This window comes from Ruegeria sp. CF1 (assembly GCF_056537445.1).
The window spans coordinates 1,002,828-1,023,426 of the sequence record NZ_JBQFRN010000001.1; the positions used below are offsets into that span (position 1 = coordinate 1,002,828).

Annotated in this window: 27 protein-coding genes and 1 pseudogene; 16 read left to right on the forward strand and 12 right to left on the reverse strand. The window is 55.9% G+C overall.

The features are described 5' to 3' along the window. Nucleotides 1-29 precede the first annotated feature (29 nt). From thrS to ACRZ96_RS05060, 5 genes are all read left to right on the forward strand, one after another. The gene (gene thrS, locus ACRZ96_RS05040) at nucleotides 30-1,988 is read left to right on the forward strand and encodes a threonine--tRNA ligase (protein WP_480814278.1); all 1,959 of its coding nucleotides are present in this window, start codon (nucleotides 30-32) and stop codon (nucleotides 1,986-1,988) included. A gap of 221 nt (nucleotides 1,989-2,209) precedes the next feature. Continuing rightward, nucleotides 2,210-2,512, forward strand: coding sequence for a BufA1 family periplasmic bufferin-type metallophore (locus ACRZ96_RS05045; protein ID WP_010439128.1), 303 nt, complete (start codon nucleotides 2,210-2,212; stop codon nucleotides 2,510-2,512). Between the two features lie 71 nt (nucleotides 2,513-2,583). Beyond that, nucleotides 2,584-3,441, forward strand: coding sequence for an MNIO family bufferin maturase (gene bufB / locus ACRZ96_RS05050; protein ID WP_480814279.1), 858 nt, complete (start codon nucleotides 2,584-2,586; stop codon nucleotides 3,439-3,441). Beyond that, entirely contained in the window at nucleotides 3,438-4,199 is a 762-nt protein-coding gene (locus ACRZ96_RS05055; RefSeq protein ID WP_480814280.1) for an HvfC/BufC family peptide modification chaperone, read from the forward strand. Before bufB ends, ACRZ96_RS05055 begins: the two co-directional genes overlap by 4 nt. Then, nucleotides 4,196-4,714, forward strand: a complete 519-nt coding sequence (locus tag ACRZ96_RS05060; RefSeq protein ID WP_480814281.1) for a hypothetical protein — start codon at nucleotides 4,196-4,198, stop codon at nucleotides 4,712-4,714. The genes ACRZ96_RS05055 and ACRZ96_RS05060 overlap by 4 nt, the downstream gene beginning before the upstream one ends. A gap of 1 nt (nucleotide 4,715) precedes the next feature. Here the strand turns inward: ACRZ96_RS05060 and ACRZ96_RS05065 are convergent, their stop codons facing one another. Beyond that, entirely contained in the window at nucleotides 4,716-5,084 is a 369-nt protein-coding gene (locus ACRZ96_RS05065) for a hypothetical protein (RefSeq protein WP_170420996.1), read from the reverse strand. Between the two features lie 42 nt (nucleotides 5,085-5,126). Further along, nucleotides 5,127-5,444: an arsenate reductase family protein gene (locus tag ACRZ96_RS05070; RefSeq protein ID WP_170422413.1), complete on the reverse strand. Its 318-nt coding sequence runs from the start codon at nucleotides 5,442-5,444 to the stop codon at nucleotides 5,127-5,129. A 214-nt stretch (nucleotides 5,445-5,658) separates the two neighbouring features. Here ACRZ96_RS05070 and ACRZ96_RS05075 point away from each other — a divergent pair, with 214 nt between their 5' ends. Continuing rightward, complete coding sequence (locus tag ACRZ96_RS05075) at nucleotides 5,659-5,865, forward strand: cold-shock protein (RefSeq protein WP_008758035.1); 207 nt, start codon at nucleotides 5,659-5,661, stop codon at nucleotides 5,863-5,865. Between the two features lie 115 nt (nucleotides 5,866-5,980). Here the strand turns inward: ACRZ96_RS05075 and thyX are convergent, their stop codons facing one another. Continuing rightward, a complete protein-coding gene (gene thyX / locus ACRZ96_RS05080; RefSeq protein WP_170393643.1) occupies nucleotides 5,981-6,892 on the reverse strand; it encodes an FAD-dependent thymidylate synthase in 912 nt (303 codons plus the stop codon). A 177-nt stretch (nucleotides 6,893-7,069) separates the two neighbouring features. Between thyX and ACRZ96_RS05085 the strand changes: the two genes are divergently transcribed. Genes ACRZ96_RS05085 through ACRZ96_RS05095 form a run of 3 tightly spaced genes read left to right on the forward strand, consistent with a single transcriptional unit; the run spans nucleotide 7,070 to nucleotide 8,966 of the window. Next, nucleotides 7,070-7,498 (forward strand): VOC family protein, encoded by a 429-nt coding sequence (locus ACRZ96_RS05085; protein ID WP_170393645.1) that lies wholly within the window; start codon nucleotides 7,070-7,072, stop codon nucleotides 7,496-7,498. Further along, nucleotides 7,495-8,199 carry a DUF1194 domain-containing protein gene (locus ACRZ96_RS05090; RefSeq protein WP_170510742.1) on the forward strand — a complete coding sequence of 235 codons (705 nt, stop codon included), beginning with the start codon at nucleotides 7,495-7,497 and terminating at the stop codon, nucleotides 8,197-8,199. Before ACRZ96_RS05085 ends, ACRZ96_RS05090 begins: the two co-directional genes overlap by 4 nt. Then, nucleotides 8,196-8,966 carry a DUF1194 domain-containing protein gene (locus ACRZ96_RS05095; RefSeq protein WP_480704430.1) on the forward strand — a complete coding sequence of 257 codons (771 nt, stop codon included), beginning with the start codon at nucleotides 8,196-8,198 and terminating at the stop codon, nucleotides 8,964-8,966. The genes ACRZ96_RS05090 and ACRZ96_RS05095 overlap by 4 nt, the downstream gene beginning before the upstream one ends. Here ACRZ96_RS05095 and ACRZ96_RS05100 read toward each other — a convergent pair. From ACRZ96_RS05100 to ACRZ96_RS05110, 3 genes are all read right to left on the reverse strand, one after another. Further along, nucleotides 8,913-9,410, reverse strand: coding sequence for a MarR family winged helix-turn-helix transcriptional regulator (locus tag ACRZ96_RS05100; RefSeq protein ID WP_170393651.1), 498 nt, complete (start codon nucleotides 9,408-9,410; stop codon nucleotides 8,913-8,915). The genes ACRZ96_RS05095 and ACRZ96_RS05100 overlap by 54 nt on opposite strands. Before the next feature lie 77 nt (nucleotides 9,411-9,487). Next, the gene (locus ACRZ96_RS05105; RefSeq protein ID WP_170563461.1) at nucleotides 9,488-9,745 is read right to left on the reverse strand and encodes a succinate dehydrogenase assembly factor 2; all 258 of its coding nucleotides are present in this window, start codon (nucleotides 9,743-9,745) and stop codon (nucleotides 9,488-9,490) included. Further along, nucleotides 9,742-10,134, reverse strand: coding sequence for a helix-turn-helix domain-containing protein (locus ACRZ96_RS05110; RefSeq protein ID WP_170393655.1), 393 nt, complete (start codon nucleotides 10,132-10,134; stop codon nucleotides 9,742-9,744). The genes ACRZ96_RS05105 and ACRZ96_RS05110 overlap by 4 nt, the downstream gene beginning before the upstream one ends. A gap of 92 nt (nucleotides 10,135-10,226) precedes the next feature. Here ACRZ96_RS05110 and ACRZ96_RS05115 point away from each other — a divergent pair, with 92 nt between their 5' ends. Beyond that, a complete protein-coding gene (locus tag ACRZ96_RS05115) occupies nucleotides 10,227-11,429 on the forward strand; it encodes a pyridoxal phosphate-dependent aminotransferase (protein WP_170420989.1) in 1,203 nt (400 codons plus the stop codon). A gap of 14 nt (nucleotides 11,430-11,443) precedes the next feature. After that, entirely contained in the window at nucleotides 11,444-11,845 is a 402-nt protein-coding gene (locus ACRZ96_RS05120; RefSeq protein ID WP_170404825.1) for a hypothetical protein, read from the forward strand. 4 nt (nucleotides 11,846-11,849) lie between these two features. Here ACRZ96_RS05120 and ACRZ96_RS05125 read toward each other — a convergent pair whose 3' ends face one another. From ACRZ96_RS05125 to ACRZ96_RS05135, 3 genes are all read right to left on the reverse strand, one after another. Next, nucleotides 11,850-13,214 (reverse strand): MATE family efflux transporter, encoded by a 1,365-nt coding sequence (locus ACRZ96_RS05125; RefSeq protein WP_480814282.1) that lies wholly within the window; start codon nucleotides 13,212-13,214, stop codon nucleotides 11,850-11,852. A gap of 129 nt (nucleotides 13,215-13,343) precedes the next feature. Continuing rightward, nucleotides 13,344-14,273, reverse strand: coding sequence for a polyphosphate kinase 2 (ppk2, locus tag ACRZ96_RS05130; protein ID WP_170404818.1), 930 nt, complete (start codon nucleotides 14,271-14,273; stop codon nucleotides 13,344-13,346). A 169-nt stretch (nucleotides 14,274-14,442) separates the two neighbouring features. Beyond that, nucleotides 14,443-15,051, reverse strand: coding sequence for a carboxymuconolactone decarboxylase family protein (locus tag ACRZ96_RS05135; protein ID WP_480814283.1), 609 nt, complete (start codon nucleotides 15,049-15,051; stop codon nucleotides 14,443-14,445). Nucleotides 15,052-15,342: 291 nt separating this feature from the next. Between ACRZ96_RS05135 and ACRZ96_RS05140 the strand changes: the two genes are divergently transcribed. Next, the gene (locus tag ACRZ96_RS05140) at nucleotides 15,343-15,792 is read left to right on the forward strand and encodes an NYN domain-containing protein (protein WP_480584625.1); all 450 of its coding nucleotides are present in this window, start codon (nucleotides 15,343-15,345) and stop codon (nucleotides 15,790-15,792) included. 137 nt (nucleotides 15,793-15,929) lie between these two features. Next, on the forward strand, nucleotides 15,930-17,888 hold the full coding sequence (gene parE, locus ACRZ96_RS05145; RefSeq protein WP_480814284.1) for a DNA topoisomerase IV subunit B: 1,959 nt from the start codon (nucleotides 15,930-15,932) through the stop codon (nucleotides 17,886-17,888). 11 nt (nucleotides 17,889-17,899) lie between these two features. Here parE and ACRZ96_RS05150 read toward each other — a convergent pair whose 3' ends face one another. Then, a complete protein-coding gene (locus ACRZ96_RS05150) occupies nucleotides 17,900-18,253 on the reverse strand; it encodes a hypothetical protein (protein ID WP_480814285.1) in 354 nt (117 codons plus the stop codon). A 277-nt stretch (nucleotides 18,254-18,530) separates the two neighbouring features. On the opposite strand from ACRZ96_RS05150, the gene ACRZ96_RS05155 reads away from it, so the two are divergent. From ACRZ96_RS05155 to ACRZ96_RS05165, 3 genes are all read left to right on the forward strand, one after another. Further along, complete coding sequence (locus ACRZ96_RS05155) at nucleotides 18,531-18,779, forward strand: ribbon-helix-helix protein, CopG family (RefSeq protein WP_480771334.1); 249 nt, start codon at nucleotides 18,531-18,533, stop codon at nucleotides 18,777-18,779. 14 nt (nucleotides 18,780-18,793) lie between these two features. Continuing rightward, nucleotides 18,794-19,111 (forward strand): hypothetical protein, encoded by a 318-nt coding sequence (locus ACRZ96_RS05160; protein WP_480771333.1) that lies wholly within the window; start codon nucleotides 18,794-18,796, stop codon nucleotides 19,109-19,111. Between the two features lie 179 nt (nucleotides 19,112-19,290). Then, a complete protein-coding gene (locus ACRZ96_RS05165; protein WP_170420982.1) occupies nucleotides 19,291-19,572 on the forward strand; it encodes a hypothetical protein in 282 nt (93 codons plus the stop codon). 59 nt (nucleotides 19,573-19,631) lie between these two features. Here ACRZ96_RS05165 and ACRZ96_RS05170 read toward each other — a convergent pair whose 3' ends face one another. Both ACRZ96_RS05170 and ACRZ96_RS05175 read right to left on the reverse strand, forming a co-directional pair. Then, nucleotides 19,632-20,402 (reverse strand): alpha/beta hydrolase, encoded by a 771-nt coding sequence (locus ACRZ96_RS05170; RefSeq protein ID WP_480771332.1) that lies wholly within the window; start codon nucleotides 20,400-20,402, stop codon nucleotides 19,632-19,634. 58 nt (nucleotides 20,403-20,460) lie between these two features. Further along, nucleotides 20,461-20,599 (reverse strand): annotated as a pseudogene (locus ACRZ96_RS05175) (iron-containing alcohol dehydrogenase); the annotation flags it as partial.

The following is a 20,599-nucleotide window of genomic DNA, read 5'->3' on the forward strand; positions in this document are numbered from 1 at the left end:
TGGGCGCCAAACCGACGAGGAGAGCCGATATGGCCCTGGACTCACAGTCAGTCTCCCTTACCTTTCCCGATGGCAATTCCCGATCCTATGAAGCAGGCGTTACGCCCGCACAGGTCGCCGCCGACATCTCGACCTCGCTGGCGAAAAAAGCCATTTCTGCCACGGTGAATGGACAGCATTGGGACCTGCAATGGCCCATCGAAGCCGACGCGCAAATCGCTATTCACACCATGAAGGACGAGGCGCAAGCCAATGAGCTGATCCGACACGATCTGGCGCATGTCATGGCCCGCGCCGTGCAAGAGATTTGGCCCGCAACCAAGGTCACCATTGGCCCCGTCATCGAAAACGGCTGGTACTATGACTTTGACCGTGAGGAACCGTTTACGCCCGAAGATCTCGGCCTCATCGAGAAAAAGATGAAAGAGATCATCAACAAGCGTGACCCGGTGACCACCGAGGTCTGGGATCGCGATCGCGCGATCGAGTTCTACAAGGCCAATAATGAGCCCTATAAAGTTGAGCTGATCGAATCCATCCCGGGTGATGAACCACTGCGCATGTATTGGCACGGACACTGGCAGGATCTCTGCCGTGGCCCGCACTTGCAGCACACCGGTCAACTGCCGGGCGACGCGTTCAAGCTGATGTCAATCGCCGGGGCTTATTGGCGCGGCGACAGCGACCGCGCAATGCTACAGCGCATCTACGGCGTGGCCTTCACCGGCAAGGAAAAGCTTAAGGCTCATCTGCACATGTTGGAAGAAGCCGCCAAGCGCGACCACCGCAAGCTGGGTCGCGAGATGGATTTGTTCCACATGCAGGAAGAGGCCCCAGGGCAGATTTTCTGGCACCCTAATGGCTGGACCATCTACACTCTTCTGCAAGATTACATGCGTCGGCAACAGCGCAAAGGTGGCTATGTTGAGGTCAACACCCCTCAGGTCGTCGACCGCAAGCTGTGGGTAGCCTCGGGTCATTGGGACAAATACCAAGAGAACATGTTCATCGTCGAAGTGGACGAGGAACATGCACGGGAAAAGGCGGTCAACGCCCTGAAACCGATGAACTGCCCCTGCCACGTGCAGATTTTCAATCAGGGTCTCAAATCCTATCGCGACCTTCCTCTGCGCATGGCCGAGTTCGGATCGTGTAACCGGTACGAACCTTCGGGCGCGCTGCACGGCATCATGCGCGTGCGTGGCTTTACCCAGGATGATGGCCATATCTTCTGCACCGAAGACCAGATCGAATCCGAAACCGCTGAGTTCATTCGGTTCCTGTCCGGTATCTACAAAGACCTCGGGTTTGAGAACTTCTCGGTCAAATTCTCGGACCGGCCGGAAAAACGCTCAGGATCGGACGAAGTTTGGGACAAGGCTGAAGCCGCCCTGCTCAGCGCAACACGCGCGGCTGGGATCGAGCCGGAACTCAATCCGGGTGAAGGGGCATTCTACGGCCCGAAACTCGAGTTTGTTCTGACCGATGCGATCGGGCGGGATTGGCAATGCGGCACGCATCAGGTGGACTTTGTTCTGCCCGAGCGACTGGACGCCACGTATATCGGCGCTGATGGTGGCAAACACCGCCCAGTTATGTTGCACCGCGCGACCTTGGGCTCGTTTGAACGTTTCATCGGCATTCTGATCGAAGAACACGCGGGCAAGCTGCCGTTCTGGCTGGCCCCGCGCCAGGTCGTTGTGGCCTCGATCACCTCCGAGGCCGATGAGTATGTGGCCGAAGTGGTCAACACCCTTCGCGCAGCAGGCATCCGCGCCGAGGCGGATATTCGCAACGAGAAGATCAACTATAAAGTCCGCGAACATTCGGTTGGCAAAGTGCCGATCATTCTGGCCGTTGGTCACCGTGAAGTCGAAGATCGCACGGTCAGTGTCCGTCGCCTTGGCGAAAAACAGACGCGGGTCCAATCGCTTGAGGCTGTAACAAATGAGTTGAGCGTGGCTACAACGCCCCCCGATCTGCTGTAACATTCGGCAGCAAACCGCTAGAAATCCGGCCCGTTATTTTGGGCCGGATTGAAACAAATATCATTTTTCAATTCAAAAACAATTTGTTAACGTTCAAGGGTGCATGACGACCTTTGACGGGGTTGTGAGACACGGGCTCGTGAATTCAACTGCTGCCCCTGAACCATTACCTTGTCGTTGTCACAAGCAGACATACGCAGTCATTAACAAGGATTACCAAGATGTCGAACACTGCAAAAACACTGGTTATCGCAAGCGCAGTTGCTGCAGCCGTTTCCGGCGCGGCCACAACCGCAACAGCCCAGGCCAAAGAAAAGTGCTATGGCGTTTCTCTGGCAGGTCAGAACGACTGTGCAGCCGGCCCCGGCACAACTTGCGCGGGCACTTCGACCGTCGACTATCAGGGCAACGCATGGACCCTGGTTGACGCAGGCACCTGCGCCGACATCGAGCTGCCTAAAACAGCAGACGGTGCAGATCGCAAAGGCTCGCTTGAGCCGCTGGAGCGTGACCTGCCTGCATAAGGCTTTTCCGAATGAACCAGAAAGGGCGGGCAGGATCGCCCGCCCTTTCCACGTGATCAGGGGATTTGCAAATGTTGGACAATGCGCTCAGATCGAACCGGCTGCCTGCAGCACCGGGCGTTGGTTACAAACCACAGCATTTCTCGCAGATTCTTGAACAGGCCAAGCCTGTGGCGTGGCTAGAGATTCATGCCGAAAACTATATGGGCGATGGTGGCAGACCTCTGGCACAACTGCGTCACCTGTCCGAACAATTCCCCATTTCAGTGCATGGTGTCGGGCTGTCGATCGGCGGCGAAACGCCACTTGACCCAGATCACCTGGACCGCCTGAAGCATCTTGTCGGCTGGTTGAACCCGGCCAGCTTTTCGGAGCATTTGGCATGGTCAACCCATGACAGCCACTTCCTGAACGATCTACTTCCTCTGCCCTATACTGATGCGACTCTGGACCGTGTTTGCGACCATATTGATGAGGTGCAAGAGATTGTCGGGCGGCAAATGCTGTTAGAGAACCCCTCAAGCTATTTGGCTTTCGAGGAAAGCACATGGTCCGAACCTGATTTCTTGCGCGAAATCACCCGGCGCACCGGCTGCGGGCTGTTGCTGGACGTGAACAACGTCTTTGTTTCAGCCACCAATCTGGATTTCTCACCGCAGGGCTATATTGATGCCTACCCGCTAGACCAAGTCGATGAGATTCACCTGGGCGGGCATGATGAGGACGAGGACGATCATGGGCATCCCTTGCTGATCGACAGCCACGGGCGCGAAGTGGTGGACCCGGTCTGGGCGCTGCTGGACTACGTACTAGACAAATCCGGCCCCAAACCCCTGTTGATTGAATGGGACACCGATGTACCGGACTGGCCGGTGTTACGGGCCGAAGCCGAGCGCGCGCAAAAAGCGCTGGATCGCGTGCCCGCATGAGCGTGTCGCAAACGACATTCCATATGGCACTGCTAGATGCCAACAAGCCCATTCCCGATGGGTTGCTGGACGCCGAGGCGCAGCCCGCCGGTCGTCGCTTCAGCGTCTATCGCAACAACGTCGCCGTCTCGCTGACCGAGGCGATGCATCAGGCCTTCCCGGTGATCACAAAACTGCTGGGACCCCAGAATATGGACGGGCTGGCTGGAATATTCTTGCGCCAGCACCCGCCGTCCTCACCCCTGATGATGTTTTATGGCGAGGAATTCCCAAAATTTCTGGAAGGAATGGAGCAGTTGTCGCATCTGGGCTACCTGCCAGATGTTGCCCGTCTGGAACTGGCGCTGCGTAGGGCTTACCACGCCGCTGATCGACAACCCATAGATGCCGAAGCGCTCAGCTTGCCACCGGAAGACTTGATGCAGGCCAAACTGACCCTCGCGCCGTCGGTGCAGGTGTTGCGTTCAAGCTGGCCCGTACATGCGATCTGGCTATTTAACACCCAAGAAGGCGCGCCGAAACCTGAGGCGGGCGCTCAGGATACTTTGATCATGCGTCCCGAATACGACCCTGCCCCTCACCCATTGCCACCGGGTGGTGCGGCATGGATCGCGCTGATTCAGGATGGCAAATCCATCGGTGAGGCATTTGAATCCACCATGGCCGAAACACCCGAATTTGATCTTGGAACCACTCTGGCACTGCTTTTGCAGGGCGGTGCAATAACTTCTGTGACTATCGAAAGGCTGGACACATGACTGCCCTGATCTCAACTTACAATAATGCGATGGAAAAAGCGGATCACGCGTCCGGTTGGCTGACACCAACCCTGGCTCGGGTGGTCTTTATCGCTGTGTTGTTCGTCTACTACTGGAACTCGGCCACGCTGAAAATCGACGGCTCGATCTTTTCGCCATCGGCCGGAGCCTTCGGCCAGATCTTTCCCAAAGCTGCAGAGTCGGTGCTGTATGATGTGACTCAGATGACCTTTTTCCAGCGGGTCGTCATCTTCTTTGGCACAGTGGCCGAATTTGTCCTGCCTGTGCTTTTGCTGGTCGGCCTGCTGACGCGCCTTGCCGCGCTTGGCATGATCGGATTTGTCTGGGTTCAAACACTGACCGATGTCACCGGACATGGCGTCAAACTGGGCGGCTTGTTCGACAACGCAATTACGTTGATGGATCAGCGCGTGATGTGGACATTCCTGCTGCTGGTGATTGTGATCAACGGCGCGGGTCCGCTGTCTCTGGATCGGTTACTACGCCTGAAGTGACCTAGAAATGTGCCTTGGGCTCGTCCGGTTTTCCTGCGGCGAGCCCAAGCAACCCTGCTACGCCTGCAAAGGCAATCGGGAACATGGTGAAAACGCCGAAGCCAAAGGCGTAGTACATCCCAGCCGCAGAAATCAGCAGCAATAAACCCGCAATCAGCGCTCGAGAATGGGCCATCGCCCCGCCAACGATTGCCAACAAAGGCGCCACGATCGAAGCCGTCTGGATCAACTCGGGGTTCTCTACCTGCTCGGCAATGCCTTCGATCTCACCAAACTGGTCGATCAGTTCCACAAAGCCGTAGCCAAAAAAACCGACGATCATCCCGATCAGCCCGGCAATGACGCCTAAAATCATGGCAGCGTTTCGCATTCACAGGTCTCCGCTTGTTGCCCGTGTCACATAAGCAGTTCTTCAGGCAACACCAAGGGCCTGACGGGTTTCAGGCGTCCAGCCCAGATACATCTGACCATTGGATACTATCAGTGGGCGTTTCATCAGGGTCGGATGATCAGCCAACAGCGCGAGCACCGGTCGATTGCGTGTGTCATCATCCAATCCCCGCCAGGTTGTTGATCGCGTATTGAGCAAGGCTTTGCCGAAAGTCTCGTACGCCTCGGACAGCACATTTTCGGGAACCCCTTGTGCGCGGACATCAACGAAAACCGCATCTGGAAGCAGTTTCAATGCCTTACGGCACGTATCGCAAGTTTTTAACCCATATAGCTGCATTATCTAACTAATCCTGTAATCGCTGCAAATTTAGACAAACCCATCAGGCTGCCCCAGTTATTCTTGATTTTTTACTTCACCGTGTAATGTTGAAAAAGGCGAAACACGCGACCCGGGCTGTATCGTGAGGGCGAACAGTGACGTGTGGCGGTTTTGCCAGCCAAGGCCCCCACCAATTTGTGGGACAACTTGTAAGTAGAAGGAGACACGGGAAATGCCAACCGGCACCGTGAAATGGTTTAATACAACCAAAGGCTATGGTTTTATTGCGCCCGACGAAGGGGGCAAAGATGTGTTTGTTCATATCTCGGCCGTAGAACGATCCGGTCTGACCGGACTCGCTGACAATCAGAAAGTCTCGTACGAGTTGCAGGACGGACGTGACGGCCGCCAAATGGCTGCTGATTTGAAGCCGCTGTAAGGCACAGCCCGCCCCGGCGGGAAAGATAAAAGAAGGTTGACGGCCAATTTCAGGCCGTTAACCGCAAACCCTAGTGAACGCGCCCACCTTGGGACGTGCTCGGTTTTCTGTTGAATCAACCCTCTCGGATAACAGCCTCAAACTCACGCCATTCCCGTGCGGTCATGCCTGAGTTTTCCTGAGTGACATCTTCACCGCTGAGCATCCGACGCAAGCAGGTCACCATCTGCGCCGAGAGGTTGACTGCGCCAAGGCGGTAGTCCTCAAACGCGCGGTAGGCAAACGGTACCCAGTCGGCGACAATCTTGCACATGGTATCTGCGTAAACGCGGATTTCGTACTGCGCGTGCGGGTCGGCACGCAGACGCAAGAAGTGGAACAAGTTGTGCAAGTCCACCTTCCAATACCATTGCGTATAAATGTTGGCTGGAAGGTTCATCCGCGCCAGTTCACGCGCAAGCCCTTGCTGGCCGTCCTGACCGATCATCGCCTCGTAGTTGTCATAGCAGCGCGCACTGTCCGCTTTCAGTATCTCCAACACGCGCGCGGCCTCTTCGCCTTGCAATGTGTCTCCACGGCCCTGATTGTTAACCTCGGATTGCGCGGCGACATGTTCGGGTGCCGGGATATAGAACTCTCGATCCAGGATCGAATACCGCGCCGAATATTCGTTCACATTCGCCGTGCGGTGGCGGATCCACTGGCGGGCTACGAATACGGGCAGTTTGACGTGCAACTTGATCTCGCACATTTCAAACGGGGTCGAATGCCAGTGGCGCATCAGATAGCGGATCAGACCTTCATCATTTTGCACCGACTTGGTGCCTTTGCCGTAGGAAACACGCGCGGCCTGACAGATCGCAGCATCGTCGCCCATATAGTCGATAACGCGGACAAATCCGTGATCCAGAACCTGATGCGCCGTGTACAGATGATCTTCCATACCTTCGGCAACGACGCGGCGGGTCGGGCTCGACTGTGCGCGCTGAGCTTCGATCTCGGCCAGTTGGTCGGCAGACAGAGGCATGAAATTATCCTTTCCAGCAATGAGTCGCCGACCACTATATATCGGCAAGCTTGCCATCGGAACCGCGATATGTGCGGCGCATTGCGCTAAATCGGAATTGTGTCCGGCCAGCCCCTCGACATGGGATGAAGGCGCGCTAAGGTGCTTGGCATCACAACCAATGCAAGGAAAGTCGCGATGGGGCTGACATATCTCCACACCATGGTCCGCGTGAAGGATCTTGAGAAATCCATAGCGTTTTATGAACTATTGGGCCTGAAGGAAACGCGTCGTTATGAAAGCGAGGCTGCGCGGTTCACACTGGTATTCCTCGCCCCACCGGGACAAGAGGACGCGCCCATTGAACTTACATACAACTGGGATGGCGACGACGCACTGCCAAGCGACAGCCGCCATTTCGGGCACCTCGCCTATGGCGTCGACAACATTTACGAGACCTGCCAGCATCTTCAGGACAATGGCGTCGTGATCAACCGCCCGCCACGCGACGGGCGTATGGCGTTCGTTCGCTCGCCCGACAATGTCTCGATCGAGTTGCTGCAAAATGGTGAAGCGTTAGCCCCGGCAGAGCCTTGGTCTAGCATGGAAAGCACCGGCCACTGGTGATCCGCTGGCTGGGAGCGCTGGGGCTGGCTGTCACGGGCAGCCCCCTTTGGGCCGAGACCTGCCGCCTGGCGCTGGCGCTGGCCATGGACATCTCGACCTCGGTGGACGCGACCGAGGATGCGCTGCAACGACAGGGGCTGGCCAACGCATTGATTGCGCCCGAGGTGCAGGAGGCTTTCTTCCTTTCACCTCAACCGGTTGCATTAGCCGTCTATGAATGGTCCGGCAGTTTCAACCAGACATTGCTTTTGGATTGGACGATAATCGATACTCGGGCCAATTTGATCTCCGCCGCGCATCGGATCGGGACATCGAAGCGATCGGAAGACGAGTTTCCAACTGCGATGGGTCACGCACTGGCTTTTGGGGCGACCTTGCTGGAGAGCGCCCCGAATTGTCTGTTCCAAACCATCGATATCTCGGGCGATGGCAAGAACAACGATGGCTACGGGCCACAGATCGCTTACAAACACTTTCCGTTCGAAAACACGACCGTGAATGGTCTGGTGATCAATGCAGCTGATTTCGAAGGAGAAATCGACTTGATCCCGTTCTTTCAGAAAAATGTTCTACACGGACCCGGAGCTTTTCTTGAGATCGCCGCTGGGTTCGAAGATTTTGAGCGTGCCATGCGTCGCAAACTGGAACGGGAATTGAAAGGATTGGAACTTAGTGCGTTGCAACCGGATAATGCGAAATGATCCGCCTGTGTGTGACACTTCTTTGCCTGCTGGCCAACCCGCTTTCAGCGCAATGTCGACAGGCCTTGGCGTTGGGAATGGATGTCTCTGGTTCGGTCGACAGTCGTGAGTACAGGTTGCAACTTAGTGGCCTTGCGGCGGCGTTGCGCCATCCCGAGGTGGTTCAACTGATCCTTTCAAACCCGTCCACCTTTGTACGGATCGCTATCTACGAATGGAGCGAACCTGGCCACCAACGCCTCTTGCTTGGTTGGACAGATGTTCGCTCGACTGCTGATCTGCGTCGAATTCAGCAACATTTAGAAAGCACAACACGCTCATCAGCGCCGCAGGGAACGGCGGTCGGGTCGGCCATGTTGTACGGTGCTGAGATGTTGGAGAGCCAAAGCGATTGCTGGCGGCGAACACTGGATCTGTCCGGTGATGGTAAGCACAATCTCGGACATCACCCGCGGGACATAAAAGCCACTCTGCAAAACACTGATATTACAATCAATGCCCTTGTAATCGGTATCGACGACCCCAATCCAGGAGACACCCGCCAGGTAGAAATTGGGGAGCTATCTGCTTATTACCACGCGTGGGTCATCCGAGGCCCCGATGCTTTCGTCGAAGTCGCCCTTGGCTTCGAAGCCTATGAAGATGCGATGACACGTAAACTGATCCGTGAGCTTGAAGGTCTGTCGCTCTCCCAAACTCAGCCATCAAAGCTATCAGTAGATATACCGAATCTGATCGGTCCAATATCGTTCGACCCGACGCAGTGAACCGGTGATCTCTTCAATCCCATCGGTCCCGATCACGCCGCGGTTTTGCAGCCCTTCTGCATGGCGGGCGAACAGGTCTGACACGATATCGCGAATCTCACGCCCACGCGGCGTCAGGCGTACCCGTACCGAGCGGCGGTCAATCTCGCATCGTTGATGGTGCATATAGCCCATCTCGACCAGTTTCTTAAGATTGTAGCTGACATTGCTGCCTTGATAGTAACCACGGCTCTTCAACTCTCCGGCGGTTACTTCATGGTCGCCTATGTTGAACAACAGCAGAGCCTGCACCGCGTTGATCTCAAGTACGCCGACACGCTCGAATTCATCCTTGATAACGTCCAGAAGCAAGCGATGCAGACGCTCGACCAGCGCCAACGCCTCAAGATAGCTCGTCATGAACCCCTTGGTCCCGGGCGCGGTGACCTGTAACTCCATACTCATTCAATCCTCCGATTCATCGCGCTGTTTCTGAAAACATGACGCGAATTCCCGAAAAATCGGTTAAGCCTGATGATTGCTTATTTTTGAAAGGTTTGCGCGATATCCGCGATCAATTCGGCCAGCGGTTCCGGCGGGCTGGCCTGACCAGTGACCCATTGATAAAGGTCCTGATCATTTTCATGCAGCAAGGCATCGTATGTGTCCAATCCCGCCTCGTCCATCGAAGGCAGATTGCGATCGGCATATGCCGTCAGGATCAAATCCATCTCTTTGATGCCCCGCCGCATCGAACGCATTTTCATGCGCTTGATCCGGGTCTCGCGCGGCTCGGTCATTGATTGCGTTCCAATTTCAGACGCAGCGCTTTTTCGACGCGAGCCAGACGCTCGGAGTTGGCTCGCATCTCACCTCGGATCGTGCGTAGCTCTGCAACAAGATCGCGCAATTCCGAGTCCGTATCGCCATGCAGGCTTGTTTCGTCCATGCCGTCGCCCTCGCCCGTCAGAAGCCACATGATCGAGACATTCAGTAGCCCCGCCATCATCGACAGCTTGTTCGCGCGGGGTTCCGACAAATCATCTTCCCACGAGGTGATCGTGGCTTTTTTGACACCAAGCCTGCGGGCCAATTGGGTCTGCGTCATGCCTGCGGCTTCGCGTGCGCCAGCAACGCGATCCCCGAAGGTTGCGGTGTCCGGTCCGAACCAGTCTGTTTCGTCGTTCATCGGGGTCTCCAAAGGGTAAAACTCAATTGGCTTGATCGTTATTTCGGCGCACCCTATGACAGTCGGGCTGAACATACAAACCGAGGCCGACCATGAGTTTCCTGTCTGCGACACTGTCACGCGTAAAACCCTCGCCCACCATCGCGATGACGTCCAAAGCAGCCGAGCTGAAGGCCGCCGGGCGCGATGTGATCGGGCTGAGCGCAGGCGAGCCCGATTTCGACACGCCGCAGAACATCAAGGACGCCGCCGTGGCCGCCATCGCTGCGGGCAAGACCAAATACACTGCTCCGGACGGCATCCCCGAGCTAAAACAGGCGGTTTGCGCCAAGATGAAGCGTGACCACGGATTGGACTATACGCCCGCTCAGGTCTCGGTCGGGACCGGGGGTAAGCAGACGCTTTACAACGCGCTGATGGCTACGCTGAACGAGGGCGATGAGGTCCTCATCCCCGCGCCCTATTGGGTCAGCTACCCGGACATGGTGTTACTGGCCGGTGGCACACCAGTGATCGTCGAAACTTCGCTGCAGACCAATTTCAAACTGACAGCGGATCAACTGGAAGCCGCAATCACACCTAAAACGAAATGGTTCATCTTCAACTCACCCTCGAATCCCACCGGAGCGGGCTATAGCCGGGCTGAACTGAAAGAACTGACAGATGTCCTGATGCGGCATCCGCATGTTTGGGTGATGACCGATGATATGTATGAGCACCTGGCCTATGACGGGTTCGAGTTCTGCACGCCCGCACAGGTGGAACCGAGACTTTATGATCGGACGCTGACCTGCAATGGCGTCTCCAAAGCCTATGCCATGACCGGTTGGCGTATTGGCTATGCGGCAGGCCCGGTCGAGTTGATCGCCGCGATGCGCAAGGTGCAATCTCAATCAACTTCGAATCCCAGTTCGGTCAGCCAATGGGCAGCAGTCGAGGCTCTGAATGGAACTCAAGCATTCCTTGCGCCGAATAATGAGATCTTCAAACGCCGTCGCGATCTGGTCGTCGACATGCTCAGCCAAATCGACGGTATCTCGTGCCCGACACCCGAAGGCGCGTTCTACGTCTATCCATCAATCGCAGGCTTGATCGGGAAAACCACACCCGCGGGCACCGTGATAGATTCGGACGAAACCTTCGCAATCGCCCTGCTGGAAGAGGCCGACGTGGCGGTGGTGTTTGGCGCAGCTTTTGGTCTGTCGCCCAATTTCCGCGTCAGCTATGCGACCTCTGATGAAGCCCTGACTGAAGCCTGCACACGCATCCAACGTTTTTGCGCCGCGCTCACCTGATTCCGGAGTTTGTTATGTCCACAGCCCTGCCTGAATACTATTTCCGCGTGCGCGAAAATGGGGCAGCGGTGTTCAGGATCGACACGGAAAACCGCCATCGCCGGATCGAGATGGAACAGATCGCGGTCATCAACATCCGCAATGGCGAGGTCAAACCGCAGGGCCAGCGTGTACTAAGCGACGCCGACAACGATGAAATCGCGCGCTGGATGGAAGAGCGCAAAGCCCTGCTATCCCGCCGCGATATGGATGATATACACCGTGCGGTTGACTACCTGAATCTGACCACGCAATGGGCCCAGTCTAAAGCAACGGATGCGCAATTAGAGGACGTGACCGACCCATTGCTAATGGCAATGCACGACTTGCGGTCGGTACTTGTTCGAAAGAAATCCGACCGGATGAGCAAAGAATGATCCCCTAGGCGGGAACTTCTCCTACATCGCGCACCGACCTTAGCCAGAAGCGCGCCATCAACAATACGGCAGCACAAGCGAGGCCAGTCACGAGGCCAAGCCAGACTCCGATCCCCTCCATACCTTGAACAAAGCCGAAATAGTACGAAGCGGGGATACCGATCACCCAATAGCTGAGTGCGGCCATCACCATCGGTATTTTTGCATCCTGCAAACCTCGCAACAGGCCTAGTGCGATGACCTGCGCCCCATCGACCAGCTGGAACAAAGCAGCCATCGCCAGCAGGCCAGTGCCGATTAGCAGGATCTGTGGCCGCTGCGGATCATCGGCCTCCATAAACAGCGAGATCAGGGGCTCAGCGCATGTCAGGAATAGAACAATCGTCAAGACCGACACGATCAACGACATCCCGGTCACCGTAATCGCGCCTTTCTCAAGATGCGCCCGATCCCGTCGACCCAACGCGTTGCCCGCCCGAATAGTTGCCACATTAGACAGGCCCAAATGAACCATGAACGTCGCCGAGGCGAGGTTTAACGCAATCCCGTGAGCTGCCAGCGGCACTGGACCCAACCAGCCCATCATGACAGCAGAGATCGCGAACAACGACACCTCCGCCAGTGTCGTCAGACCGATGGGAACGCCCAAACGCAGCACGCTCATGAACATCTCCCAATCCGGGCGCCAAAACCGCTGAAACAAGCTGTGTTCCGGCAACGCACGCACCGCATAGATCACGACCGCCACCAATGATACGATCTGCGTCACCACTGACGCGATAGCCGCACCAATCACCCCAAGTTCGGGCGCGCCCCAGTTTCCGAAGATCAGCGCATAGTTGGTCACGCCATTGACCACAGCTGCAACAATCGTGATCCACAGCACAATCTGCGTCCGCTCAAGTGCGGCCAAATAGGACTTCAGGACCATCACCAACAGCGCCGGGAACAAGCCCCACCCCGCGACCCGCAGGTATACTGACGCAGTTTCAGCGACTTGCGGCTCTTGCTTCAAAGCAATCAGGATCGGATGGGACCACCACAAAAGGGGCATCATCACCGTCGCATAGATCAGTGATAGCCACAGACCCATACGAGTGGAGCGGCGAATGCTGGTCTCATTCTCCTCGGCGGCAGCGGTCGCCACCATTGGCATTACGGCCCACCCAAACCCGGCACCAAACAGGAACAGGACGAAGTAATAGCTGTTGGCCAGCGTCACGGCAGCCAACGCCTCGACCCCGTACCAACCTAGCATGACGGTATCGGTCAAACCAATCGCATACTGTGCCAGATGCCCGCCAATCAATGGCAGGCCCAGCACCGCGATTGCGCGCAAATGGCCGGGATATGTCATCACATTGTTCATTCCGCCAGCCTTAGGCTTGCGCGCTGCCCGAGACAAGAGCGGAACAAACTTATTTCATAATGAGACTCGCAAGAACAAAGCGACGAAAGCCATCACCTTTGGTGCAACGGCTTTACAGTTTATCGATTTTCAGCCGATCTTCGCGTCAGGATGCAGCGCTGTCCCCAGAATGTGGTCCGAGTTATGAATTACGTGATGCGCCTGCCCAACTATCAACGGATCAGGCTCACCAACGATCCTGAGGTCTTTGTCCGGGTAGTCCAGCGTCGACAGGAAATGCCGCATGCAGTTCAGACGCGCGCGTTTCTTGTCGTTGGATTTGACAATCGTCCAGGGCGCATCAGCGGTGTCGGTGTAGAAGAACATCGCCTCTTTCGCCTCGGTATAATCATCCCATTTGCTCAGGCTAGCCTTGTCAATCGGTGACAGTTTCCATTGCTTCAACGGATCAGTTTCACGACTCCCAAAGCGCCGCTGCTGCTCTTCCTGCGTGACCGAGAACCAGTACTTATAAAGTTGAATGCCCGAGCGCACCAGCATCCGCTCCAACTCGGGCGTCTGCCGCATGAATTCCAGATACTCATTGGGTGAGCAGAAGCCCATCACCCGCTCGACGCCCGCACGGTTGTACCAGGACCGATCATAAAACACCATCTCGCCCACGGTGGGCAGCTGCTGCACATAACGTTGGTAATACCACTGCCCCTTCTCCTCATCCGTCGGCTTGTTCAATGCGACCACACGCGCCTGACGCGGGTTCAGATGCTCCATGAACCGCTTGATGGTCCCACCCTTGCCCGCGGCGTCGCGGCCCTCGAACAACAGCACAAACCGCTGCCCGGTCTCCTGCGCCCACAGTTGAACCTTCAGCAACTCTGCCTGCAGCTCGGCCTTTTGCGCCTCGTAATCCTTGCGTGCCATCTTGCGGCCATAAGGGTATTTGCCGCTCTCAAAAGCTTGCCGGATTTTCTCGGATGTTGGTGCCGAGGCATCCGCCTTCAGGTCAGTTACAGCTTTGATCTGAGATGATTTTTGTTTGATCTGGGGTGCCGCATCCATACATGTTCTCCTCGGTTTCACTGTCGAGGAGATGCTTAGCCGATTGTCACACGGCGCGCTTTGATTGGTGTCAAATTGACATAGGTTTTATCGGGGCGTCAAAGAACAAGCCTATGCCCGTTCTTTACATGATCCCAAAATACCTAGGGGGGAGCGGCCAGCCCCGCACTTACCGATGTCCCCAATCATCAGGATTGTCCGAGTTGTTCGGCGACAAGCCCAAAACGTCTCCGTCAGTCGAACACCCCAAACCCAAAACGGTTCTGTTCGCATAGGAGAAATAAGAACACACCTGATTGATCTCCAGAATCTCGCCATCTTCCCACCCCGCCTCTCGCAGAGCGATCACGTCCGCCTCGGTCAGATCACCGGGTGCCTCGGTCAGCTTGCGCGCATATCTCATCGCTTCGACCTGTGCCGCGTCCAGCGGGGCCGAGGCCGGATCACGCGCCTCAATCGCCGCACGGATCGCATTGCCGCGCACCTCATCCTGCAGCAACCGCTGCAATCCGGAAAAGTGATGTTCTACGCAATACCCGCACCGGTTCAGAGAGCTGACCCACACGCCCAGCACTTCAAGAAACCACTTCGGTATCTTGTTGCCCGAGTGATGCAGTACGGCCTTATACATCGCCATATGGCCTTCCATCGAATGCGGCCGCAGGCTGTGCGCCATCATGATATTGTCCACATTGTTGTCCGGCCCGGTGACCCGGTCATAAAGCCTCCTCAGCTTTCCCGTCGCCTCTTCGAATGGAATGGTTCTGATCCAGCTCAATTCTTCTGCTCCCTAATTTCTGCTTCCGGAACAAAGCCTAAACGGGATTTCGAAACATGACGAGACCTTGGAAAGCTCGCGGTTTAATATCAATCTGTTTTGCATCACTGATATATGCTGGGCAGCCACCCCTACTGTCTGCTACGTCCCTATTGAAACAACTTTCTGACCAAAGACTTTTCAACTGTGCGCCCTCTCATCTGTATTTTTGCCCTGTCTTGTTTTGGCTCTGCTTTAGCTATGTTCAATCCAGCGTTCTCAGATTGGTTATTGCTGACAGGACCGTGCGCATTGGCAAGTTTGCTGCTGCTGTTCGGAAAAAGGCTACGCCGGCTCAAAACTTCGAAAAACTGGGCTGTCGTCGATGGATCAAATGTTTTGCACTGGAAAGGCGGTGTTCCAAATATCGCCACAGTGCGCGAGGTTGTCGACGAGTTGAAGACAAAGGGGCGGACACCGGGCGTCGTCTTTGATGCCAATGTAGGATACAAAATCTCAGATCGCTATATGAACGACAGTTCCCTTGCGGCTTTGCTTGGGTTGCCATGCAGCCACGTGATGGTTGCGCCAAAGGGTACTCCTGCCGACCCGCTGGTTCTTCAGGTAGCGCGGGATCTCGGTGCTGCTATCGTCACAAATGACCGGTTCCGTGATTGGGATGACGAATATTCGGATGTGCTTGAGAAAAGTTCTCTTGTTCGAGGTGGCTTTAAAGACAAAACTCTCTGGCTGTCATTGTAAACGCGCTGCAATACAGCGCTGAATATCGCTCCGGTTCCGTTGGCCCCGACAAACCTGATACAACACCTCGCGTCCCTCTTCCCCCGGACCACATCACCTGCCATAATGGGGGAAACTCAAAAACAAGAGCAGCACCCATGCCCGACGATCTGTTGACGCCAGAAACAACGACCGCTTACGACGCCTCGTCCATCGAGGTGCTGGAAGGTCTGGAACCGGTCCGCAAACGCCCCGGCATGTATATCGGCGGCACGGATGAGCGTGCATTGCACCATATGGTGGCCGAGATACTCGACAACTCAATGGACGAAGCTGTTGCGGGCCACGCCAACCGGATAGAGGTCGAGCTGCACGCAGATTACGCCCTGACCGTTCGTGACAACGGGCGCGGCATTCCGATCGACCCCCACCCGAAATTCCCGGACAAGTCCGCGTTGGAGGTGATCCTTTGTACCCTGCACGCAGGCGGTAAGTTCTCGGGCAAGGCGTATCAGACTTCGGGCGGTCTGCACGGTGTGGGTGCATCGGTGGTGAATGCCCTGTCGGATTCCATGGTCGTGCAGGTGGCGCGGGATAAGCAGCTGTTCGAGCAACGGTTCTCGCGTGGTATCCCGTTGGGTCCCGCGGAAAAGGTCGGTGCGGCCCCCAATCGGCGCGGCACCACAGTGACTTTTCACGCCGACGCGGACATCTTCGGCCACCACAAATTCAAACCCGCGCGCCTATTCAAATCCATCCGTTCAAAGGCCTACCTGTTCTCTGGCGTGGAAATCCGCTGGAAATCCGCCATCGACGACGGCGAAACCCCGACCGAGGCCACCTTCCACTTCCCCGGCGGCCTGTCGGACTATCTGAAGGAGACGATGAACGGCTCGTCGACCTATGCCGAGCAGCCCTTTGCTGGCACCGTGGACTTTAACGAGAAGTTCGGCACCCCCGGCAAAGTCGAATGGGCGATCAACTGGACGCCTTCACGCGACGGGTTCATCCAGTCCTACTGTAACACTGTCCCCACCCCCGAAGGCGGCACCCATGTGGCGGGATTCTGGGCTGCGGTCCTCAAGGGGATCAAGGCCTATGGCGAGCTGATCAACAACAAGAAAGCAGGTCAGATCACCCGTGACGACCTGATCACCGGCGGCTGCGCGCTGGTGTCCTGCTTTATCTCGGAACCGGAATTCGTCGGCCAAACCAAAGACCGTCTGGCCACAGTCGAGGCGCAGCGGCTGGTCGAAAACTCGGTCCGCGACCATTTCGATAACTGGCTGGCGGCTGATACGAAATCCGCCGGGGCGATCCTCGACTTCCTCATCCTGAGGGCCGAAGAACGCCTGCGCCGACGGGCCGAGAAGGAAACACAACGCAAGTCCGCCACTAAGAAACTTCGTCTCCCCGGCAAGTTGGTGGACTGCAGTAGTTCAACACGGGACGGCACGGAATTATTCATCGTCGAGGGCGACTCGGCCGGTGGCTCCGCCAAAATGGGCCGTGACCGCAAAACACAGGCCCTGCTGCCCCTGCGCGGCAAGATTCTGAACGTGCTGGGCGCGGCCAGTTCCAAGCTGGGTACCAATGCCGAAATCAACGACCTGACCCAAGCGCTGGGTGTGGGGCTTGGCACCAAGTTCAATGTCGACGACCTGCGTTATGACAAGATTATCATCATGACCGACGCGGATGTGGACGGGGCGCATATCGCCTCGCTGCTGATGACGTTCTTCTTCACGCAGATGCGCCCGATGATCGACGCGGGCCACCTCTATCTGGCCTGCCCGCCCCTCTACCGCCTGACCCAAGGCGCCAAGCGCGTCTATTGTCTGGACGAGGCCGAGCGCGACGAATGGCTTGAAAAAGGTCTGGGCGGCAAAGGCAAGATCGACGTCTCACGCTTCAAAGGTCTGGGCGAAATGGACGCCAAGGACCTGAAAGAGACCACAATGGACCCGGCCTCGCGCAAGCTGATCCGCGTCACCATCGACGAGGACGAACCCGGCGAGACCGGCGACCTGGTCGAGCGCCTGATGGGCAAAAAACCCGAACTGCGGTTCCAATACATTCAGGAGAACGCCCGGTTTGTTGAGGAGTTGGATGTTTAGCTTTTGGCCAACTAAACCAATTTGACTACATCAAACGAAGATAAGGCGCCGGGGTCTCCGACGCCTATTATGGTCCAAACGTAGCTCTGGGAACAAATCTGTACTTTCACGGGATAGCCGGCTGCAACAATGGTTTGGATGCTATTTGTTAGATAATTTAGCTGAAATGTCTGCTCTCGACTCAAGAAGCTTTGAGCAGAAGCAACGACAAGAAAAGAGGTGATCTTGTGATACACCTCCGCAATTGCTTCCGAAATTCTAACCTGCTCCGTCTCCGGTAAAGCCTCCAATTCTCGCTCGGCCTGACCAGAGATCGATATCATGTTTAAGTCTTCGTGCTTCGGCTCTTTTTGGGCTTCCAGCATTCTCAGCAGCTCGCTCAATATTTTGTCACTTTTGCATCCCCCATCATCACAATAATGCGTTTTTTCGCATAGGGTCAACACTTTTTCTTTACTTTTTCATTGAAAAGTACTGAAAATAGGGTTGCGCGGATCCAAATCGATTGCTAATTGGCCCGCAAAACAGGGAGGAACAAACATAACCATGAAAAAGATGACAGAATGACACAATGAAATCTCAATGAACAAACTATATAAATAATCATGAGAAATGACAGTAATGTCTCTAAGGAGATCAAAAATGGCAACCGAATCCAATAACAGGAACGACAACTCGAAGTTTCGTTTCACTGTAGATGTATCCCGCAGGTTGGCAGATGAGATCGAGCGCATTGCCGAGGAAACGGGAAGAAGCAAGGCCGAGGTTTTTAGGCTTGCTATCGAACTTCTATCCACCGCCCGAGACGCTCGCCGCGAAGGTATGCATGTAGGTGCTTGGGAGGATTCTCCTGAGCATCGACGCGAGCGTGAATTCGTAAACTTCGGTTAAGTTGGTGCTGACCATTGAACAAGCCTGTCGTACAAGAAAAACAAGTTGAAACCGTCGACATTGGCAAGCAATCGAGCGAACTTCCATTGTACTCGGAAGGTTCGCTCGAAGCTCTAGACAAAGAGCACGCAATCCGAAACCATTGGTTCAAAGAAAAAGCGATCGTATTTTTGTCCGTGACAGTGATCTTGGCGATAATGGTTTTTAGCTTTTTTACGATCACATTCCCGCAAGACGATAGTTCTGCCGATTGGGGCCGCCAAACACTTTCAGCGTTGCTAGGCTTTGCAGCCGGTGCAATTTGGCAAACGAAAGCGAAGAAAAGTTCCTAAACCTCTCTCACTTCGGTGCGTCACTGCGACCGAAATCGAACCGCACTCACGGCCCCCTTGCCTAACCCGTTGATCCCGTTCACACTTACCCTCAAACCGTCACCAAAGAACGACATTTGAGGTTCCGAGCGTCCAAGACCCAATTTAACCACGATCAATTTTCCGAACGGGAGGACGACATGAAAACACTAACCCTCGGGCTGGCCCTGACCCTGCTGGCCTCGGCAGCCCCCGCGCAGCAGATGCTCAGCACTGCATCGCCCATACCGGACGGGGCCGAGACGCGGTTTTGCTACTATGACGGGATGGCCTATTCGCCAGACGCGTTCATCCTGCTGACCGGTGACAACACCGTAACCTCAACCATCAGCACGCGCGAGGAACGGCTGCTGCGGTGTCATCGCAATGACGATGGCTCTCTGGTCTGGAAACCGCAGAGCACGTTTCAAACCAACAACTGACGTAGGATGGGTTTCCAACCCATTAAAGCGGAGCGGGGACGATGGGGTGAAACCCCATCTTACCCAACATTCCGATCCAACCAGTCGGCAATCTGTTCGGCTGGGCCTTCCCAGCCCGGCTCCATGAACAGAAAATGCGCGTGGTTGTCGACAGGCAGGAAAGTCGCACGGTCTCCGTAAAGCTTCGCCAGAGCACGGCAGGTGTTGGGGTTCACGGCCCGGTCCTCGGTGCCTGAAACAATCAGCACCGGGCAGTCGACCTTGTCGATGTCCACCTTCATCGCTTGGTGATCGTCGAACATCCAGAAGAACATCTCGAACATCACCCGCCCGCTTTCGGGGCCAAGCTGGTCGAACACTTCGTGCTGCTGCGCCTCGGGCATCTTGTTGAGCGCAAAAGGGGCCATCAGTTCGAAATCGACGCGCATGGGCTGTTTCCAGAACGCCCCACCCTCCATCAACGCGCGCGGCACAGCGCGTTCGTCGTCGGTTTCCGGCAATGTGCCCCAAGCCGCGTTTGGGTTGATCAGGACAATTGCGCTGGCCAACCCCCGAGACGCCACCTTCTGCGCCACTACCCCCGCAATCGCATGGCCCAGTAGCACGGGTTCGCTATCCAACCCCTGCACGAAGTCCGAAATGTCATTGGCGTAATCTAGGACGCTTGTGTCGGTGAGGCCGGGATCGGGATCTGCCTTGGGGTCGCCACCATGATAGCGTAGCGCGGGCGCATGCACCGTCCAGCCACGTGCACGAAAGAAGCCCGCATAATCCTCCATACACCATGGTCCGGCAAAAGCACCGTGGATCAGAACAATCTCTTTCGTCATGAAAATCTCCCTCACCTCCGACCAGTATGAGAGGTGAGGGATCGGTTCGGCAAGCCTGTTAGTGTGCTGCGTTGAAGAGCGTTGTCAGGTTTTCTTCGGTCAATTCGATCGGATTCCCTCCGCATGAGGGGTCGATGATTGCGCCCTGGACCAGTTCGGGGATGGCGGCTTTGGTGACGCCGAGGTCGGAGAGTTTG

Coding starts and splice junctions, on each gene's coding strand:
- thrS (WP_480814278.1), top strand. CDS start 30: ATGGCCCTGGACTCACAGTCAGTCTCCCTTACCTTTCCCGATGGCAAT.
- ACRZ96_RS05045 (WP_010439128.1), top strand. CDS start 2,210: ATGTCGAACACTGCAAAAACACTGGTTATCGCAAGCGCAGTTGCTGCA.
- bufB (WP_480814279.1), top strand. CDS start 2,584: ATGTTGGACAATGCGCTCAGATCGAACCGGCTGCCTGCAGCACCGGGC.
- ACRZ96_RS05055 (WP_480814280.1), top strand. CDS start 3,438: ATGAGCGTGTCGCAAACGACATTCCATATGGCACTGCTAGATGCCAAC.
- ACRZ96_RS05060 (WP_480814281.1), top strand. CDS start 4,196: ATGACTGCCCTGATCTCAACTTACAATAATGCGATGGAAAAAGCGGAT.
- ACRZ96_RS05065 (WP_170420996.1), bottom strand. CDS start 5,084: ATGCGAAACGCTGCCATGATTTTAGGCGTCATTGCCGGGCTGATCGGG.
- ACRZ96_RS05070 (WP_170422413.1), bottom strand. CDS start 5,444: ATGCAGCTATATGGGTTAAAAACTTGCGATACGTGCCGTAAGGCATTG.
- ACRZ96_RS05075 (WP_008758035.1), top strand. CDS start 5,659: ATGCCAACCGGCACCGTGAAATGGTTTAATACAACCAAAGGCTATGGT.
- thyX (WP_170393643.1), bottom strand. CDS start 6,892: ATGCCTCTGTCTGCCGACCAACTGGCCGAGATCGAAGCTCAGCGCGCA.
- ACRZ96_RS05085 (WP_170393645.1), top strand. CDS start 7,070: ATGGGGCTGACATATCTCCACACCATGGTCCGCGTGAAGGATCTTGAG.
- ACRZ96_RS05095 (WP_480704430.1), top strand. CDS start 8,196: ATGATCCGCCTGTGTGTGACACTTCTTTGCCTGCTGGCCAACCCGCTT.
- ACRZ96_RS05100 (WP_170393651.1), bottom strand. CDS start 9,410: ATGAGTATGGAGTTACAGGTCACCGCGCCCGGGACCAAGGGGTTCATG.
- ACRZ96_RS05105 (WP_170563461.1), bottom strand. CDS start 9,745: ATGACCGAGCCGCGCGAGACCCGGATCAAGCGCATGAAAATGCGTTCG.
- ACRZ96_RS05110 (WP_170393655.1), bottom strand. CDS start 10,134: ATGAACGACGAAACAGACTGGTTCGGACCGGACACCGCAACCTTCGGG.
- ACRZ96_RS05115 (WP_170420989.1), top strand. CDS start 10,227: ATGAGTTTCCTGTCTGCGACACTGTCACGCGTAAAACCCTCGCCCACC.
- ACRZ96_RS05120 (WP_170404825.1), top strand. CDS start 11,444: ATGTCCACAGCCCTGCCTGAATACTATTTCCGCGTGCGCGAAAATGGG.
- ACRZ96_RS05125 (WP_480814282.1), bottom strand. CDS start 13,214: ATGAACAATGTGATGACATATCCCGGCCATTTGCGCGCAATCGCGGTG.
- ppk2 (WP_170404818.1), bottom strand. CDS start 14,273: ATGGATGCGGCACCCCAGATCAAACAAAAATCATCTCAGATCAAAGCT.
- parE (WP_480814284.1), top strand. CDS start 15,930: ATGCCCGACGATCTGTTGACGCCAGAAACAACGACCGCTTACGACGCC.
- ACRZ96_RS05150 (WP_480814285.1), bottom strand. CDS start 18,253: ATGCTGGAAGCCCAAAAAGAGCCGAAGCACGAAGACTTAAACATGATA.
- ACRZ96_RS05155 (WP_480771334.1), top strand. CDS start 18,531: ATGGCAACCGAATCCAATAACAGGAACGACAACTCGAAGTTTCGTTTC.
- ACRZ96_RS05165 (WP_170420982.1), top strand. CDS start 19,291: ATGAAAACACTAACCCTCGGGCTGGCCCTGACCCTGCTGGCCTCGGCA.
- ACRZ96_RS05170 (WP_480771332.1), bottom strand. CDS start 20,402: ATGACGAAAGAGATTGTTCTGATCCACGGTGCTTTTGCCGGACCATGG.